This window comes from Bradyrhizobium sp. AZCC 1577 (assembly GCF_036924575.1).
GTDB lineage: Bacteria > Pseudomonadota > Alphaproteobacteria > Rhizobiales > Xanthobacteraceae > Bradyrhizobium.
Map to the genome: position 1 here is coordinate 803509 of NZ_JAZHRQ010000001.1, position 16875 is coordinate 820383.

The 16875-nt window shown below is 64.2% G+C and carries 14 protein-coding genes and 1 pseudogene; 8 read left to right on the forward strand and 7 right to left on the reverse strand.

From position 1 onward, the window contains the following. Positions 1-94: 94 nt before the first annotated feature. Positions 95-1069 (reverse strand): NADPH:quinone oxidoreductase family protein, encoded by a 975-nt coding sequence (locus V1278_RS03770; RefSeq protein ID WP_334379741.1) that lies wholly within the window; start codon positions 1067-1069, stop codon positions 95-97. Between the two features lie 112 nt (positions 1070-1181). Between V1278_RS03770 and V1278_RS03775 the strand changes: the two genes are divergently transcribed. From V1278_RS03775 to V1278_RS03805, 7 genes and pseudogenes are all read left to right on the forward strand, one after another. Next, positions 1182-2021: an SDR family oxidoreductase gene (locus V1278_RS03775; RefSeq protein ID WP_334379742.1), complete on the forward strand. Its 840-nt coding sequence runs from the start codon at positions 1182-1184 to the stop codon at positions 2019-2021. A 165-nt stretch (positions 2022-2186) separates the two neighbouring features. Beyond that, a complete protein-coding gene (locus V1278_RS03780; RefSeq protein WP_334379743.1) occupies positions 2187-2834 on the forward strand; it encodes an invasion associated locus B family protein in 648 nt (215 codons plus the stop codon). 185 nt (positions 2835-3019) lie between these two features. After that, positions 3020-4247: pseudogene (rlmN, locus tag V1278_RS03785) on the forward strand (23S rRNA (adenine(2503)-C(2))-methyltransferase RlmN). Between the two features lie 29 nt (positions 4248-4276). Continuing rightward, positions 4277-4768: a hypothetical protein gene (locus V1278_RS03790; RefSeq protein WP_334379744.1), complete on the forward strand. Its 492-nt coding sequence runs from the start codon at positions 4277-4279 to the stop codon at positions 4766-4768. A gap of 271 nt (positions 4769-5039) precedes the next feature. Continuing rightward, positions 5040-5801, forward strand: coding sequence for a phosphatase PAP2 family protein (locus tag V1278_RS03795; protein ID WP_334379745.1), 762 nt, complete (start codon positions 5040-5042; stop codon positions 5799-5801). A gap of 211 nt (positions 5802-6012) precedes the next feature. Beyond that, positions 6013-7350, forward strand: coding sequence for an argininosuccinate synthase (argG, locus tag V1278_RS03800; protein ID WP_334379746.1), 1338 nt, complete (start codon positions 6013-6015; stop codon positions 7348-7350). A gap of 267 nt (positions 7351-7617) precedes the next feature. Beyond that, a complete protein-coding gene (locus V1278_RS03805; protein ID WP_334379747.1) occupies positions 7618-9372 on the forward strand; it encodes an alkaline phosphatase in 1755 nt (584 codons plus the stop codon). Between the two features lie 76 nt (positions 9373-9448). Here V1278_RS03805 and V1278_RS03810 read toward each other — a convergent pair whose 3' ends face one another. Together V1278_RS03810 and V1278_RS03815 are read right to left on the reverse strand one after the other, a co-directional pair. Beyond that, positions 9449-10876 carry an IS1182 family transposase gene (locus V1278_RS03810; protein WP_334379748.1) on the reverse strand — a complete coding sequence of 476 codons (1428 nt, stop codon included), beginning with the start codon at positions 10874-10876 and terminating at the stop codon, positions 9449-9451. A 176-nt stretch (positions 10877-11052) separates the two neighbouring features. Beyond that, entirely contained in the window at positions 11053-11688 is a 636-nt protein-coding gene (locus V1278_RS03815) for a TetR/AcrR family transcriptional regulator (protein WP_334379749.1), read from the reverse strand. Positions 11689-11887: 199 nt separating this feature from the next. Here V1278_RS03815 and V1278_RS03820 point away from each other — a divergent pair, with 199 nt between their 5' ends. Further along, the gene (locus V1278_RS03820) at positions 11888-12844 is read left to right on the forward strand and encodes a homocysteine S-methyltransferase family protein (protein WP_334379750.1); all 957 of its coding nucleotides are present in this window, start codon (positions 11888-11890) and stop codon (positions 12842-12844) included. 56 nt (positions 12845-12900) lie between these two features. Here V1278_RS03820 and V1278_RS03825 read toward each other — a convergent pair whose 3' ends face one another. The 4 genes from V1278_RS03825 to V1278_RS03840 form a co-directional block, all read right to left on the reverse strand. Next, entirely contained in the window at positions 12901-14958 is a 2058-nt protein-coding gene (locus tag V1278_RS03825; RefSeq protein ID WP_334379751.1) for an OmpA family protein, read from the reverse strand. A gap of 225 nt (positions 14959-15183) precedes the next feature. Beyond that, positions 15184-15414, reverse strand: coding sequence for a hypothetical protein (locus tag V1278_RS03830; RefSeq protein WP_083754615.1), 231 nt, complete (start codon positions 15412-15414; stop codon positions 15184-15186). Positions 15415-15497: 83 nt separating this feature from the next. Continuing rightward, on the reverse strand, positions 15498-15884 hold the full coding sequence (locus V1278_RS03835; protein WP_334365653.1) for a VOC family protein: 387 nt from the start codon (positions 15882-15884) through the stop codon (positions 15498-15500). Positions 15885-15926: 42 nt separating this feature from the next. After that, a complete protein-coding gene (locus tag V1278_RS03840) occupies positions 15927-16754 on the reverse strand; it encodes an FkbM family methyltransferase (RefSeq protein ID WP_334379752.1) in 828 nt (275 codons plus the stop codon). Positions 16755-16875 lie beyond the last annotated feature (121 nt).

Here is a 16875-nt window from a genome sequence, read left to right on the forward strand (position 1 = left end):
TGCGTCGCTAGTCCTTGCATCGCACGGACCGCTCTCCCTCTTCTTCCTCTCTTCTTCCGAGTGGGCGACTAAGTTCGACAGATGATCCCGCACCTCAGGGATGCAGGATCACCTTGCCCATAGCTTTGCGGCCGGCAAGCACCTTCAGCGCTTCGGCGGTTTGTGCCAGCGGAAAGGTGCGGTCGACATGCGAGGAAATCTTGCCTTCCGCCGTCCACTTCACGAGCTTTTCCAGGTTGGCGCGGTTCTTCTCGGGATTGACCCTGGTCCACGCGCCCCAGAACACGCCGCGGATATCGCAGCCCTTGAGCAGCGCGAGGTTGAGCGGCATCTTCGGAATGTCGCCCGCCGCGAAGCCGATCACCAGGAAGCGGCCTTCCCAGGCGATCGAGCGCAGGGCGGCTTCGGCGTAAGGGCCGCCGACCGGATCGAAGATGATGTCGACGCCCTTGCCCCCGGTGAGCCGACGCAAGCCCTCTTTCAAATCTTCCTTGCTGTAGTTCAGCGTCAGCTCGGCGCCGTGCGCCTTGGCAAATTCCAGCTTCTCGTCCGACGACGCGCAGGCGATCACCTTCAGGCCCATCAGCTTGCCGAGCTCGCAGGCCGCAAGGCCGGTGCCGCCGGCAGCGCCCAGCACGGCAAGCGTCTCGCCGGGCTTCGGGCTGGCACGATCTTCCAGGGCGTGCAGTGCCGTGCCGTAGATGATGATGATCCCGGCGGCGCGGTCAAAATCCAGATTGTCAGGGATCTTCACGATCGAGCTTGCCGGCAGCGCGATCTTTTCGCGCGCGCCGTTGTGGCCGCAGGACGCCACCACGCGGTCACCGACCTTCAGGTCGGTCACGCCGGCGCCGACGCTTTCGATCACGCCGGCAACTTCGGCGGCCGGCGAAAACGGGAACGGCGGCTTGATCTGGTACTTGCCCTGGATCATCAGGATGTCGAAGAAATTCAGCGCCGCGGCCTTGATCGCGATCACGGCCTGTCCCGGTTCGGCCACCGGATCGGGCACGTCGGCCAGCACGAGATCGTCCGGTTGGCAATATTGCGAGCAGAGAATGGCTTTCATGGACACACCTGATTTTCGGACCAACGATGAGCTGACTGCTTCATGCCGGATTTGAAGCCAGGCTACAATCCGATTCGGACGCATGACTCGCGCGGGTGAAGGGATTCAAACGATGTTTGAAAACAACCTGTTGGCCGGAAAACGGATACTGGTCACCGGTGGCGGCTCGGGGCTTGGAGCGGCGATGGGACGCCGCTTCGTCGAGCTTGGCGCAGAGCTCGTCATCTGCGGCCGACGGCTCGAATTGCTGGAGGCGACTGCCGCGCAGATGCGTGGTGAACTCGGCGGCAAGGTTACTGCAGTCCGATGCGATATCCGCGACGGCGCGGCCGTCGATGTAATGATGGACCAGATCTGGCGGGAGGCGCCGCTCGACGTGCTGGTCAACAATGCTGCCGCGACCTTCATCGCACAGACCGAACATCTTTCGTTCCGCGCGGCGGATGCGATCCTGGCGCCGACGCTGCACGGCACGATGTACTGCACCCTCGCCGCGGGCAGGCGCTGGATCGACAGCAAGCACGAGGGCGTGGTGCTGAGCATACTCTCGACCTCGACGATTACCGGCCGCGCTTTCACGGTACCCTCGGCGATGGCGAAATCCGCCGTGCTGGCGATGACCAAAAGCCTTGCGGTGGAATGGGGACCGAAGGGTGTGCGCACAGTTGCGATCGCGCCCGGCGCGTTTCCGACGCCCGGCGCGTCGGGTCAGCTCCGTCCCGAGGGCCGCGATGAAAGCTGGGCGCAACGCAATCCGCTTGGCCGCGCCGGCGAGCACGGCGAACTTGCGAATCTCGCGAGCTTTCTGATTTCCGACCAGGCCGGTTACATCAATGGCGAGATGGTGGTGCAGGATGGCGGCGCGCATTTGCGCAGTTCCGGCGCCGAGGATCTGCTGCAATGGACCGATGCGCAGTGGCAGAAGCAGCGCGAGCGCCGTTCCAGGGATTGAAGTCGAGACCCGCGCTCTGAATTCGAAGGTATCAGGGACGAAGCGTCGCCGCGGCGGTGAGTAACACCGTAACTGCCTTCCCAAAAAAGCATTTCCCGGCTATCCATCCCCGGCGGCGCGATGCGCCCGCGGGCCATCTTCCAGTCACAATAATGAGGGAACCAGTTGTCCGTGTTGCGAATACTGGCATTTCTGGTTGCGATTGCGGCGTTGTGCGGGACGACAGCCCTCGCGCAAACACCGAGCCCTGCTGCGAAGGGCGCCAAGGACTCAGGCAAGGCGGCACCTGCACCTGCACCTGCACCTGCACCTGCACCAGCGGCAAAGAAGCCGGAACCGGCAGCGGCTGCTGCCGCGGGCGGCGCGGAACCTACCTTGATCGGTCAGTACGGGACCTGGGGCGCCTACACCGCGGCGCCGAATGGCAAGAAGGTTTGCTTCGCGTTGGCGAAGCCGTCGTCGTCGAAGACCAACCCGCCGAACCGCCCGCGCGATCCCGCCTACGCTTTCGTCTCGACGCGTCCGGCTGAAAAAGTCGTCAACGAAGTTTCGATCATGATCGGCTACGCGCTGAAGCCGGGCTCGGAATCCTCGCTCGAGGTCGGCGGCGCGTCCTATGCGATGTATACCCAGGGCGATGGGCTCTGGATCAAGAACGCCGCGGAGGAAGAGCAAATGGTCGCGGCCATGCGCAAGTCTGCCGAGGTCACCATCAAGGGCGTCTCTGCCAAGGGGACCGAGACCACGGACGTCTTCTCGCTCAAGGGGCTGTCCCAGGCGCTCGACCGGCTGGCGCAGGATTGCAAGCGCTAGACGGCATTTAAGCCCAGAATGGCGTTGTTTAGGGGCCCTGGAAGGCCTATTTGAACGTGTCTCCCCTCATGGTGAGGAGGCGCTTGCGCCGTCTCGAACCAAGAGGTCCGGCTCTCATCCTTCGAGACGCGGCGAAGACGCGCTCCTCAGGATGAGGGGAGAAACCTCTCCAGAACAGAAATACGATGACCGCAGTTTCGACAGAGACGAAATCCACGCCGATAGCTCCCGTGGCGCCGCTGGAGAAGGTTCCACTCGAAACCTATGTGCCGCCGGCAAAGCCCTCGCTGATCGGGCTGTCGCGCGCCGAGATCGCCGACCGGCTCGGCGAGATCGGCGTTGCGCCTGCGCAGCGCAAGATGCGCACGCAACAGCTCTGGCACTGGATGTACTTTCGCGGCGCCAAATCCTTTGCGGAGATGACCAGCGTCTCCAAGGACATGCGCGCGCAGCTCGAGCAGCATTTTACCGTCGATCGTCCCGAAGTGGTGGCCGAGCAGATTTCCAACGACGGCACCCGCAAATGGCTGTTGCGCCTGCCAAGCGGCGACGCGTTCCAGAAGGCGCATGAAGTCGAGTGCGTCTACATCCCCGAAACCGATCGCGGCACGCTCTGCGTTTCCTCGCAGGTCGGCTGTACGCTGAATTGCTCGTTCTGCCATACCGGCACGCAACGGCTGGTGCGCAACCTCACCGCGGGCGAAATCGTCGGCCAGATCATGGTGGCGCGCGACCGCCTCAACGACTGGGCCGATCGCGAGACGCCGACCGGCAGTCGCCTCGTCACCAATATCGTCATGATGGGCATGGGCGAGCCGCTCTATAATTTCGACGCGGTGCGCGATGCGCTGCTGATCACAGCCGACAATGAAGGCATCGGCATTTCCCGCCGGCGCATTACGCTGTCGACCTCAGGCGTGGTGCCCAACATCATCCGCACCGGCGAGGAGATCGGCGTCATGCTCGCGATCTCGCTGCATGCCGTGCGCGACGAATTGCGCAACGAGCTGGTGCCGCTGAACCGAAAATATCCGATTGCCGAACTGCTGCAGGCCTGCCGCGACTACCCGGGCTCGTCGAATGCGCGGCGCATCACCTTCGAATATGTGATGCTCAGGGGCGTCAACGATTCGCTCGACGACGCCAAGCTGCTGGTCCAAGCTGCTCAAGGGCATTCCGGCCAAGATCAACCTGATCCCGTTCAACCCGTGGCCGGGCTCGCGCTACGAGTGCTCGGACTGGGAGCAGATCGAAAAATTCTCCGAATACATCTTCAACGCCGGCTATTCCTCGCCGGTCCGCACGCCGCGCGGCCGCGACATCCTCGCCGCCTGCGGTCAGTTGAAGTCGGAGACCGAAAAACTGTCCGCGCGCGAGCGCCAGGCGCTCCGCGCCATGGCGATGACGGATTGAGCGATCCTCGCAATGACGGTGCATGAACCATGGCACTAGTCGGCCGCTTCTTCGTCATCCTGTTCGCCTTCCTCGCCGCCTGCTTCGTGGCGGGAATGATCGTGGTCGGCGCGGTGCTGTATCCCGAATTCAGCGATCTCGGCGGCGGACCGATCGACCAGGGCGCGCTGAATGTCGTGCTCGGCTTCGGCTTCATCTTCCTGTCCGGCTTTGCGCTGCTGCCTGCGCTGGTGGTCGTGCTCATCACCGAAGCGTTCTACATCCGCAGCGTGCTCGCTTACGCGGTCGGCGGCGGGATTGTTGGCGCGGCCTGCTATCTCGGCCTCGTTCCCTTCGACCCCGAGACGTTGACTTTTGATGGTATCGTGCGCCGTCATCTCGAAATCATGACCGGTGCAGGCATCGTCGCCGGCCTCGTCTACTGGTTGATCGCAGGCCGCACCGCCGGCGCCTGGCGCGAACCGCCGCCCCCGATAAAGCCGCCGCCGCCGCTGCCATCGCAGTCACGGCCGCTGTCATGATGCAGAGTACGGCCGTCATTGCCAGCGACAAACGCGAAGCGTTTGCGCAAGGGAGCGACAGCGACGACCCTTCTCCGCTTGCTGCGCAAGCTTCGCAGGGCCGGGAGTCCGCCGAAGCGCTTTGCGCGAAGGCGGAAGCAATCCATTCTGTCCGCGAATGAGAAAATGGATTGCTTCGCGGAGCCTGTCATCCGGCGGCGCCTCGCGCCGACCGGGTGGCTCGCAATGACGGGCCTTTTCATCCCCAATCGCCTCGGCTAAACCCCGCGCCATGAACCGGACCGGACTTGTCATCGCATTGGGCCTGTCGCTCGTTTTCGGACTGCTGTTTGGAATCTTTCCCGAACTCGACCTGAAGCTGGCGGCATTGTTCTACGATCCCGCGAGCACCTCGTTTCCATCGAAACAGAACGGGCTTTACGCTTTCGCGCGCGATGCCGCGATGTGGATCGCCTGGGCGCTGGCGCTGCCTGCCCTGATCGCCATTGTCGCGAAGCTGCTGCGGCCGGATCGGCCGATGCTGGTTCCGGGACGCGCGGCAGTGTTCCTCCTGGTCACCATCCTGCTCTCCGCGGTCGTGCTGACCAATCTGACCTTCAAGAGCCATTGGGGACGGCCAAGGCCGGTGGTGGTGATGGAGTTCAACGGTCCCTGGGAATTCGTGCCGTGGTGGGATCCGCGCGGGGCCTGCGGGCGTAATTGCTCGTTCTTCTCGGGCGAGGGCGCCACCGCATTCTGGACCTACGCGCCCGCGGCGCTGACGCCGCCGCCGTGGCGGCCGTTGGCCTATACGGCGGCGACCCTGTTCGGTATCGCGACCAGCGTGCTACGGATGGCGTTCGGCGGACATTTCTTCACCGATGTCGCAGCCGCCGGTCTCGTCAGCTTTTTCGTGATCTGGCTGGCCTATGCCTGGATCTACCGCTGGCCGTCGACCAGGCTCACCGATGCGCAAATCGAAGCCGCGCTGGCGCGCTGGGGCTGGCCCGGCTACCGCCTGTGGCAGCGCTGGCGCGGGCGCGAGGCAGGATAGTCCGTCCTCAGCAGCCAGGCGCCATTAAACGCGTGCCCATTGCGGCGAAATTTGTTATTCGCCGCCTCAAGCCGCCAGAGTTTCGGTTCTGATTGAATCAGAACCGAAACTCTAAATTATTGTTTTGACGCGTTTTCTTCACGCGAACCGGTATCCACTTCGCTCGAAAACGCTATAACGACATGCGCCATTTCGACCGATTGGAAGCTCGATGAGTACGATCCTGAAAAGCCTGCCCAAGGGGGAAAAAGTCGGCATCGCTTTCTCGGGCGGTCTCGACACCAGCGCGGCGCTGCTCTGGATGAAGCAAAAGGGCGCGCGCGTTTTTGCCTATACCGCGAATCTCGGCCAGCCTGACGAGGCCGACTACGACGAGATTCCGCGTAAAGCGCTGGAGTTCGGCGGCGAAAAAGCCCGGCTGGTGGATTGCCGCACGCAACTGGTCCACGAAGGTATTGCCGCCATCCAATCGGGCGCCTTCCACGTCTCTACCGGCGGCATCGCATACTTCAACACCACGCCGCTCGGGCGCGCGGTGACCGGCACGATGCTGGTCTCGGCGATGAAGGAGGACGGCGTCAACATCTGGGGCGACGGCTCCACCTTCAAGGGCAACGATATCGAGCGGTTCTACCGCTACGGCCTGCTGACCAATCCGAACTTGCGGATCTACAAGCCCTGGCTCGACCAGCAGTTCATCGACGAATTGGGCGGGCGCGCGGAAATGTCGGCATTCATGACCGCCAACGGATTCGCCTACAAGATGAGCGCCGAAAAGGCGTACTCGACCGACAGCAATATCCTCGGCGCCACCCACGAGGCCAAGGATCTCGAACGTCTCGACAGCGGCATCAAGATCGTCAATCCGATCATGGGCGTGCCGTTCTGGCGCGACGACTGCGCCGTCAAGCCCGAACAGGTCACCGTGCGTTTTGAGGAGGGCCAGCCCGTCGCGCTGAACGGCCAGACATTCACCGATCCGGTCGCCTTGTTCCTCGAGGCCAACGCCATCGGCGGCCGGCATGGCCTTGGCATGAGCGACCAGATCGAGAACCGGATCATCGAGGCCAAGAGCCGCGGCATCTACGAAGCGCCCGGCATGGCGCTGCTGCACATCGCCTACGAACGCCTGGTCACCGGCATTCACAACGAAGACACCATCGAGCAGTACCGGATCAGCGGCATGCGCCTTGGCCGACTGCTGTACCAGGGGCGGTGGTTCGATTCCCAGGCCCTCATGCTGCGCGAAACCGCCCAGCGTTGGGTGGCGCGCGCGGTCACCGGCGAGGTCACGCTCGAACTGCGCCGTGGCAACGACTACTCGATCCTGAACACCGAGAGCCCGAACCTGACCTATCAGCCGGAGCGGCTGAGCATGGAGAAGGTCGAGGACGCCGCGTTCTCGCCGGCGGACCGCATCGGCCAGCTCACCATGCGCAACCTCGACATCGCCGATACCCGCGCCAAGCTGAAGCTTTATTCGGACACGGGCTTGCTGTCCGGCAGCGAAGGCTCGGAGATATTCAAGCTCGAGAGCGATAAAGGCTGAGAAATTCTCGTGTCCCGGACGCGACGCAGCGCGTTAGCGGTGCGGCGCAAAGCCGGGACCCAAGACCACACAACCGATACGCACTTTTTGGGCCCCGGCTCAGCAGCGCAGCACTGCGTGCTGCGCTGCGTCCGGGGCACGAGAGCCACGCGGGTTGGTCGCCGTTATGGATACGTCATCCGGGACAGATAGATTTTACCCGCCTGAATTCTCGCGGGAACAGCCGCGCACGCTGCCCGTTCCGCGTGTCCGACCGGAGCCTCGATCATGATCAAGCCTGTCACCATCGCCCTCGGCCTCCTGCTTTCGGCATCGGCGGCCGATGCCCAGACGATTTATCCCATCGACCGCGCCGAAATCCTTTCCGGTGCGCAGTTCGACTTCAAGGTCGAATTTCCCGACAAGGTCGATCCGGCCAAGCTGAAGGTGACGGTCAACGGTCAGGACTATGCCGTTGCCTTCGGCCGCGCCGGAACGTTCGTCGAGCGTGAGGACGGCAAGGACCAGTCGGCGCTGATGCTCCGCGACGTCGCGGTGACCGCGCCCGGCCCTGTCGTTGTTGAAGCCGGAGACGGCACGCGCAGCCGCAAGGTGACATGGACCGTTTACGACACCGGCCCGCGCAGGGCGAAGAACGTCATCCTGTTCATCGGCGACGGCATGTCGCTATCCCATCGCGTCGGGGCGCGGTTGCTTTCCAAGGGCATCGCCGAAGGGAAAAGCCTCGGCAAGCTTGCGATGGACGACATGCCGCATATGGCGCTGGTGGCGACCGCGGGCTCCGATTCGATCATCACCGACTCCGCAAATTCGGCTAGTGCTTACGCAACCGGCCACAAGAGCGCCGTCAATGCAATGGGCGTCTATGCCGACCGCACCAAGGACCCGCTCGACGATCCCAAGGTCGAGACTATCGCAAGCCTCGCCAAGCGCCGGCTCAATTTGGGCATCGGCATCGTCAGCAACACCGAGATCGAGGATGCAACGCCGGCAGCGATGGTGGCCCATACCCGTCGCCGTGCCGAGTATGATCCTATCGTCGAGCAGTTTTTCGCGGCGAAGCCCGACGTGCTCTTGGGCGGCGGCAGCGCCAATTTCCTGCCAAAGGCGGCGTCCGGAAAGCGCAAGGACGATGTCGATTACATCGCGCGTTTCCGCGAGGCCGGCTATCCCGTGGCGACCACCGCAAGCGAGCTCAACGCGCTCTCGGCAAAGCCCGAGACGCGCCGGTTGCTCGGCCTGTTTGCCTCCGGAAACATGGACGGCGCGCTCGACCGCAAATTCCTCAAGGGTGGCGGCGTGAAGAAGTTTCCCGAGCAGCCGGACCTGACCGAGCAGGTTCAGGCCGCCTTGAACGTGCTGTCGAGAAACGAAGCCGGCTTCTTCCTGATGGTGGAATCCGGAATGATCGACAAATACGCCCATCTGCTCGACATGGAGCGCGCGGTCTATGACACCATCATGCTCGACAACGCCGTGCGCCTTGCCCGCGACTGGGCCAACAAGCGCGGGGACGACACCCTGATCCTGGTCGTGGCGGACCACAGCCATCCCAACAGCCTGGTCGGCACCATCAATGACGATATGAGCACGACGCCGAACGTGCCGTTCCGCGAGCGCGTCGGCGTCTATGACAAGGCCGGCTTCCCCAACTATCCGGCGCCTGATGCGGAGGGCTATCCGTCGCGCGTCGACGTCAGCCGGCGGCTTGCCATCTTCTCGGCCAGCCTTCCCGACCACTACGAGACCTTCCGTCCCAAGCTCGACGATCCGAACCAGCCGACCGTGAAGGGCGACGATCCCGCAACCTTCAAGGCCAATGAAAAATACAAGGACGTTCCCGGCGCGGTGCTGCGGCCGGGCAACCTGCCGGCGATGATCGGCGCGAGCGTGCATTCCGGCGAGGACGTCATCCTGACCGCGGCCGGGCCTGGCAGCGAACGGGTGCGAGGCTCGATGGACAATACCGAAGTCTTTCGCGTGATGGCGGAGGCGCTCGGCCTTGCCGCGGCGGGACGGTAGTCCCTGTCGTCCCGGCGAACCAGGCCGTGCAAGAAGGTCTGCGAGGCGCGGAAAGCGGGTGGACGAGGAAGTGCCCTCAGGCTGCACAGGGCTTGAGCGCTTTGAGCAGCGCGGGTGTGCCCTTGATGGCGATCAACCTCTTGAGGTTATAGCCGGTGATGCTGAGCGCAAGTTCGGCTTTGGCTTTCAGCAATCCTCGTACGAGGAAGCGCGGGATACCCATCAGCCATTTGATGGTCCCGAAGGGGTGCTCAGCGACTTCCCGACGGAGCTTCATCCAGCTCGGATCGGCCTGAGCCCGCTGGTGCATGGCCTCGCGATCGTCCTCATGGAAACTGCGCACGATGATCCGCCGCGGCGATTTGGTGCATTGCGACTTCAGCGGACAGCTGGGACAGGCTCGCGTGCTATATTCCTTCTTCTGCTTCGTCTGGGAGGTCTTGAAGAGCTTGAGGACCTCACCTGCCGGGCAGCTCCAGCTGTCGCTCTCTCGGTCGTAGCTGAACTGATCGCGGCTGAAGTATTGCTTTCCCTTCGGGTTGACCCGCTCGGCATGCGGTACGATCGCCTTGATGCCGTCCTGTTCACATTGCCTGCCGTGTGCGCCGTTGGAGTAGCCGGTGTCGGCCACGGCGATCACCTGATCGCTTCCGACGGCCGCCTTGCCCTGCCGGGCCATCGGATGGAGTTGCTGCAGATCGTTGCCCTCGTTGGTCAGATCGAAAGCGACGATCAGGTCATGCTGGGCATCGACTGCGATCTGTGCATTGTAAGCTACCTGATGGCCGCGCGGCGTGCGCATCAGCCTGGCCTCGGGCTCGGTCAAAACCTTCTGCTTGAGCCCTTCCCGAACCAGCTGTTCCGCCTGCTGCTGCAGTTCCGCGCGCTGGGCCTTCAACGCCGCAAGGGCCGCGGCCACGTCGGTCTTTGCCGGTTCAACCGGCGTCTCCTCGGCATCGGCCTCATCCATCGCCGCCAGATACTCGGCGATCTTGCGCTCGATCGCCGCATCCCGCTCTGCAAGCTTCTTCTGCGTGATCACCTGCTTGCGGCTTGCAACCGCAGCAATCTTGCTCCCATCGATCGCCAGGACTTCGCCTCCAAATGCCGATTGCTCGCGGCAGAACTTTATAAAGGCCTGGCATACCCCGGCAATCGCCTCCGGATGATCCTTGCGAAAATCCGCGATGGTCTTGAACACCGGGCTCACCCGGTTGATCAGCCAAAATACTTCCACATTGCGCCGCGCCTCACGTTCGAGCCGTCGGCTCGAACGCATCTGGTTCACATACCCGTAGATATAAAGCTTCAACAGATCCCGCGGATCGTAAGGCGGCCGCCCCGCCGCCTCCGCCTCAACCTTCGAAAAACCCAGCCCGGCAAGGTCCAAGCTGTCCACAAAGCCGTCGATAACCCGCACCGCGCTGTCTGCCGCGATCACCTCGTCCAACGTCTCCGGATACAGCGTCGCCTGATACCGCGACTGGCCCTCCACATGTGCCATCCTGCCCCCGAATCAATCTCTGCCCCCAATATCCAGCACCAGAGCGTGGTTTTTGCACGGCCTGGAAAGCCGGGACCCATACTCCGCGGCGGATATTGTTGAACCACTGGTCGATGGCTTTCTCTCAACAACCGCCATTTGTGGTTATGGGCCCCGGCGTTCGCCGAGGCGACGGCCTAGTTTGGTGCAAACATCAGTTTGACGCAGCTTCGAAAGATCATGATCTGCCGCTCCAGTCGGCCGGGATCGTTCAGCGTCTTGGACATGATGATGGCGCCGTCGACGATGCAGGACAGCATGTCGGCGACATCGTCGAGGTCGACCGGCTCTCTCGGCGGATAGACCGCCGCGATGCCGTCGAGGATCGTGCGGAAGCGCGCATTCCAGTCCCGCACGGACTGCGCGGTGAGATCGCGTATCTCACGGTCGAACAGCCGTTCCTGATAGCAGATGCTGGCGATCAGGCAGCCGGGATGTCCGTTCGGCAGATCGGCCATCGTTTCCGCAAGCAGCTTCAGTGAAATCAGGAACGCCTGCAGCGGATCGTCCGATAGCTGTTGGCCGCGCCCGAAGATTTCATCGAACAGGCGATCATTGGTTGCGACATATCGCCGGACCATTTCGCGGGCGAGCGCGTTCTTGTCCTTGAAGTGGTAGAAGAAGCCGCTCTTGGTCAGGCCGGCCTCGGCGATCACTTCCTCGATCGAGGTGGCGCCGAAGCCTTTGGCGAGCACGGCTGCCTCCGCGATCTCGAGAATGCGCTCGCGGGTGGCTTCGCCCTTGCCCTTCGGGGCCTCCAAAACTGCACTCATGGTACGGTTTCTCCACGGCCGAAAGCCGCAGGAGCTTGCGTCCTGCTGGCAACCATTTGATTTCGTATCATTTTGCAGCTCAAGGTTCATCCGCACCACGAGCCGCCTAGGCGGCCGCGACACTATGAGGCACCAACATCGCCGGACCTAGCCGATGCGCGAGACGTGTCGAGGTCCTCGAATTCGCGGAGATGTTGAAATGGCCAAATACCGACACGCCCTGCCGCAGCGCCGCGGTGGCGTTTTCCTCACCGATGGCGGCATGGAAACCACGCTGATCTTCCACGAAGGCGTGGAGCTGCCGCATTTCGCTGCCTTTGTGCTGCTGGATAGCGCCGAAGGACGGGAAAAGCTGAAGCAGTATTATGCCGCCTATCTCGCGGTCGCGCGCGACCATGACACGGGCTTCGTGCTCGACAGCCCGACATGGCGTGCCAATCCGGATTGGGGCACCAAGCTCGGCTATGACGCGTCCGCGCTCGCTGGCATCAACGTCCGTTCGATTGCATTCCTCGAGGAGCTGCGCACCGGCTGGGAGCGGCCAGGCGCACCCTGCGTCATCAGCGGCGCCATCGGCCCGCGCGGCGACGGCTACAAGGCAGGCAACATGCAGGCTGACGAAGCCGAGGCCTATCATCGGGCGCAGATTGCGGCCTTCGTCGAAGGCGGCGCTGACATGGTCACCGCCTATACCCTTACCAACATCAATGAAGCGATCGGCATCGCGCGCGCCGCGCGGTCGCAAGGGATTCCGGCGGCCATCTCGTTCACTGTGGAGACCAATGGCCGCCTGGTGAAAGGAGAAACGTTGCGTGAGGCGATCGAGACCGTGGATCGCGAGACCGATGGTGCGCCCGAATACTTCCTGATCAACTGTGCGCACCCCACGCATTTCGAAGACGCGTTGAAGGCGGGCGAAGCCTGGACCGAACGTATCCATGGCATCAGGGCCAACGCCTCGACAAAGAGCCATGCCGAACTCGACGAATCCGAAACGCTCGATGCGGGTGACCCGGCCGATCTCGGGCGGCGTTATGTTGCGCTCAGGAACGCGTTTCCGACGATGCGCATTCTTGGCGGCTGCTGCGGCACCGATCACCGGCACGCCGCCGCCATTTGCGAGGCGTGCGTGCCACCGCGGGCCCTCAGCGCGTGATCCAAAAAAATGGCCGGGATTGTTCCCGGCCATTTTCATTTTGATCGACTGCCAGCTCAGCGCGGCGGCGCGGTGCCGGGCGGGGGCGGCGGCAGCGATGCCTGACCGCCAGTGAGCAGCGGCGTGATGTTGCGGATGGTGACGCGCCGGTTGATCGGGCTCGGCCCGTCGGTCTGCTCCTTCAGGTACTGCTCGCCATAGCCCTGCGATGTCAGGTTTTCCGCCGGCACGTTGAACTGCTGCGTCAGCAAGGTGGCCGCCGATTCGGCACGGCGGTCCGACAGCGACAGATTATCGACGTCGTTGCCGACCGCGTCGGTGTGGCCCTCGATCAGGAATACCGCGCGCGGATTTTGCTGGATTGCGCGGTTGAGGCCGTCGGCGATCACCTGCAGTTTCGCCGCCTGATCGGGCGGGATTTCCCACGATCCGGTTTCGAAGTTGATGGTGTTGACGTCGATGCTCGGCATGCGCTGGCGCACTGTCGGGCTGTAACGGATTTCGTCCAGCGAATAACGCCGTTCGATCCGTTCCACCGGCGGCGCCATCAAGGTGTCGTAGATCACCTCCGGCTCCGCCTCCTCGGCATCGACGATGTAGCGGTTATACGGGATGCGTATCGTCGGCGGCGGCAGCGCGACGAAGAAGCCGCCGGTCGCCCGTGGATCGCGGTAGCTGTTGTCGATGATGATGATCTCGCGGCCGCGCTCGTCGCGGCGGATACGCCGCAGCAACTGGCCGTCGCGGCCCATCACGGTGATGACCTGGCTGCCATCGGGTCTGATGACGACAGTACGGGTCTCGCCGCCGACAGTCTGGGTCTGGATGTCGCGTGCGCCATAGCGGAAGCGCTCGACCTCGTTGTGACGGACATAGGCCTGTCCGCCGGGATCGCGAACGATGATCCGGCCGGGTTCGGTGATGACCGTACGGCCGCCTTCCTGAACTTCGCGACGCTGGCCGCGGAAGTCGTCGAGGCGCTGCGGCCCTGCAGGCCGAGTGCCCGGGGCGATCACCCTGAGCCCCTCTTGGGTCGGAGGAGGCGCCGGCAGTGGTGCCGTGACCTGCGGCGCACGCTGGAAGGCCGGCGCGACCGTTGGCGGCGCGTTCTGGACCCGGCCTGCCGGCGGCGTGGCGGCCGGGGCACCGGGCACGGCGGTTGGCGCCGCGGGAGCGGTCGTGGTGCCCGGAGCCGCCGGAGTTCCAGCAGCCGGGGGTGCCGTCGGCGCGGGTGTCGCGGCCGGCGCCGTTCCAGCGGGGGCGCCGGGAGTCGGCGCGCCGGGGCGGCCCGTCGGTGGTGTTGGCGCCGGCGTTGGCGCACCCGCGGCTGGAGGCGGTGTGCCGGGGCGTCCCTGCGGTGTCGTTGGCGCGGTCGTCGGAGCGCCCGCAGCCGGTGGTGTCGTCGGAGTACCCGCGGCTGGTGGCGTCGCGGGCGGCGCGCCGGGACGCGCCGGCGGTGCGGCCGTGCCGGGCGATGGAGCGGTCGTCGGCGACGCGGCTGGAGCCGGCGTCGGCGAAGGTCTCGCGCCGGCCGCTGGGGGTGGCGGCACGGGAGACGGAGTCCCCTTCTGAGCGGAAGGCGGCGTAGGTGTCGGCGTCGGTGCCGCCGGCTGCTTCGGCGCAGTGGGAGCTGCCGCTGGTGGCGGAGGCGGCGGTGGAGTCGGACGCGCGGGCGCCGCCGCGGGAGGTGGCGGTGTCGGAGTCGGACGCGCAGGCGCGGCCGCAGGAGGCGGCGGCGGAGGCGGTGTTGGACGCGGCGGTGCGGCTGCCGGAGGAGGCGGCGCCGGTGTTGGACGTGGCGGCGGTGCAGCCGCCGGTGGTGGGGGCGTCGGTGCCTGGCGTGGCGGTGGGGCAGCCGCCGGCGGCGGTGGGGCAGGCGCCGGACGTGGAGGCGGCGCCGCGGCCGGAGGCGGCGGAGTAGGCGCCGGTCGAGTGGGGGCGGCCGCCGGTGGCGGCGCTCCCTTCGGCGGCGGCTGCTGCCCCTTGGCTTTGCCATCCTCTTCCTTGGCTTGCGCCAGGACAAGCGGAGCGGTCTGCGCATGCGATGCGGAGCTCGCTAGCTGCGTTACCGACAGGGCAGTTGTGGCAAGCAGCACGATGCGAAGGTTTGTCATGATGTCCTTTGGTCCCCGGAAAAGGCCTGGCAGTGGAAAAGGCCCGGCAGTAACGGAAGTGCCGTGTTGACGTATCAGTTGGTCGATCAGCAGCTAATCATTAGGCCGGATTATGGCGGCTTACAAATCGCCCGTAGCTTTTTATTTCATGAAAGCAAAGGGTTGCATGGCCCTCGTTCATTGCGCGTTCAGACGGTGCTTTCAAAGTTTGTTTCAAAGTTTGTATCATTCGGTCCCCGGATCGGTGGCTGGGTTAGGTGTTCGCGGGCCATTCGGCCCCCGCACTGGTAGCTCGTCTGGCATCTCGCCCGGCAATTCCCGCGGCTGGGGCGGCCGGCCCGGTTCATGCACCGGTGGCGGCACCTCCGGACGAGGACGGCCCGGTGGCTCCTCGCGCGGCGGCTCCGTCGGTTGTCCCGGTGTCGCCGGCGGTACCTCCGGCGGTTCAATCGGCATCGCATCTCCCGGACTACAAGTTCCGGGAGCGATAACGGCGACGCGGGCGTCAAGTTCCCGCATGATCCAATAATGGAACCGAGCTACTCGGGTGCGTGGCAGACAGCCTCGATGTTGTGCCCGTCGGGATCGAGCACGAACGCGCCGTAATAGTTCGGATGATAGATCGCGCGGATCCCGGGCGGACCGTTATCGCGCCCGCCCGCGGCCATTGCCGCCTTGTAGAAGGCGTCAACCGTGGCGCGGTTCTTCGCCGCGATCGCGACATGCAGCGGCTTGTCCATTCCGCCCTCGCCGCCGATCCAGAAATCGGGCTTGCCATTGGCGCCGAAACCTGCGGCGGGCTGCTCGCCTGGGCGGTCCTGCTTGACTTCCATCACGAGGGTGTAGTCGAGCGGCGCCAGGGCTTTCAGATAGAAGGCCTTCGAGCGCTCATAGTCCGAAACCGGAAATCCGATGTGGTCGATCATCAAGCTCTCCTGCGATTTGAGTGATGGGTTCGCAACGGAAATTCAGCCTCGCGCGAACAGCGTGTTGCTGCGGGTCTTGCCGGTCTCGGCATAACCCCGCGAGCGCATGTCGGCGATGCAGTCTTGCTGCCATTCGTCCTTCGACAGATGCTCGATCACGATCGCGCGGGGCCACAAGGCCTGCGGTGCGTCGGCGAAGAAGCCGGTCAACACGCGATCCTCAAATCCTTCAACGTCGATCTTGAGCGCGTCGACATGCGAGACACCAGCCTCCTCCAGGATGCGCTGCAGCCGCAGCGACGGCACCTTGATCGCCTTGCCGGAGGCCTCGCTTGTTACGATGTGGCTGGCGCCGAGATTGTCGCCATCGGTTTCGATCATCAACTCGCCATCGGCGGGACCAGCGGCGGCCGCGACCAGCCGCACCTGCCTGTAGCCGGAGGCGGCGTTGTTGAAGGCAAGCCGCGCATGCGTGACCGGGTGCGGCTCGATCGCGATCACCTTGCCGTCGGCGCCGACATGGCGCGCCAGCGCAAGCGCATAGGTGCCGACATTGGCGCCGACATCGACGAATACGCCGTCGGCAGGCACATGCGCGCGGAGAAAATTCAGTTCTTCGAGATTGTAGTCGGGATTGAACAGCGCGCCGCGCTCGGTGGCGCTGGCCTGATGATAGAAGCGGAACGAAGCGCCCTGGTATTGCACGTCGACAGGCCCTGTCCGCAACAGGTTCACCAGCCGCGACAGCATCGGCCGGAACGCACCGCGCTTCAGCCGCGAGCCATGGGCCAGCGCGATAATGGCGGCCTGGGCGGCATTCGGGGCGAACGCGCCGAACGGCGCGGGCGAAGGGTCGTTATCGGGCGTCAAACGGTGGTCCTCAGGCAGAAGCGGCGCATGCATAGCCGGTTTTACGGCAGCGAAACAGGTTCAATTTCTGTCGCGATCGATCGGTCTGCTATGTCCTTGCAAAGGCGGGGCACCGGTACGT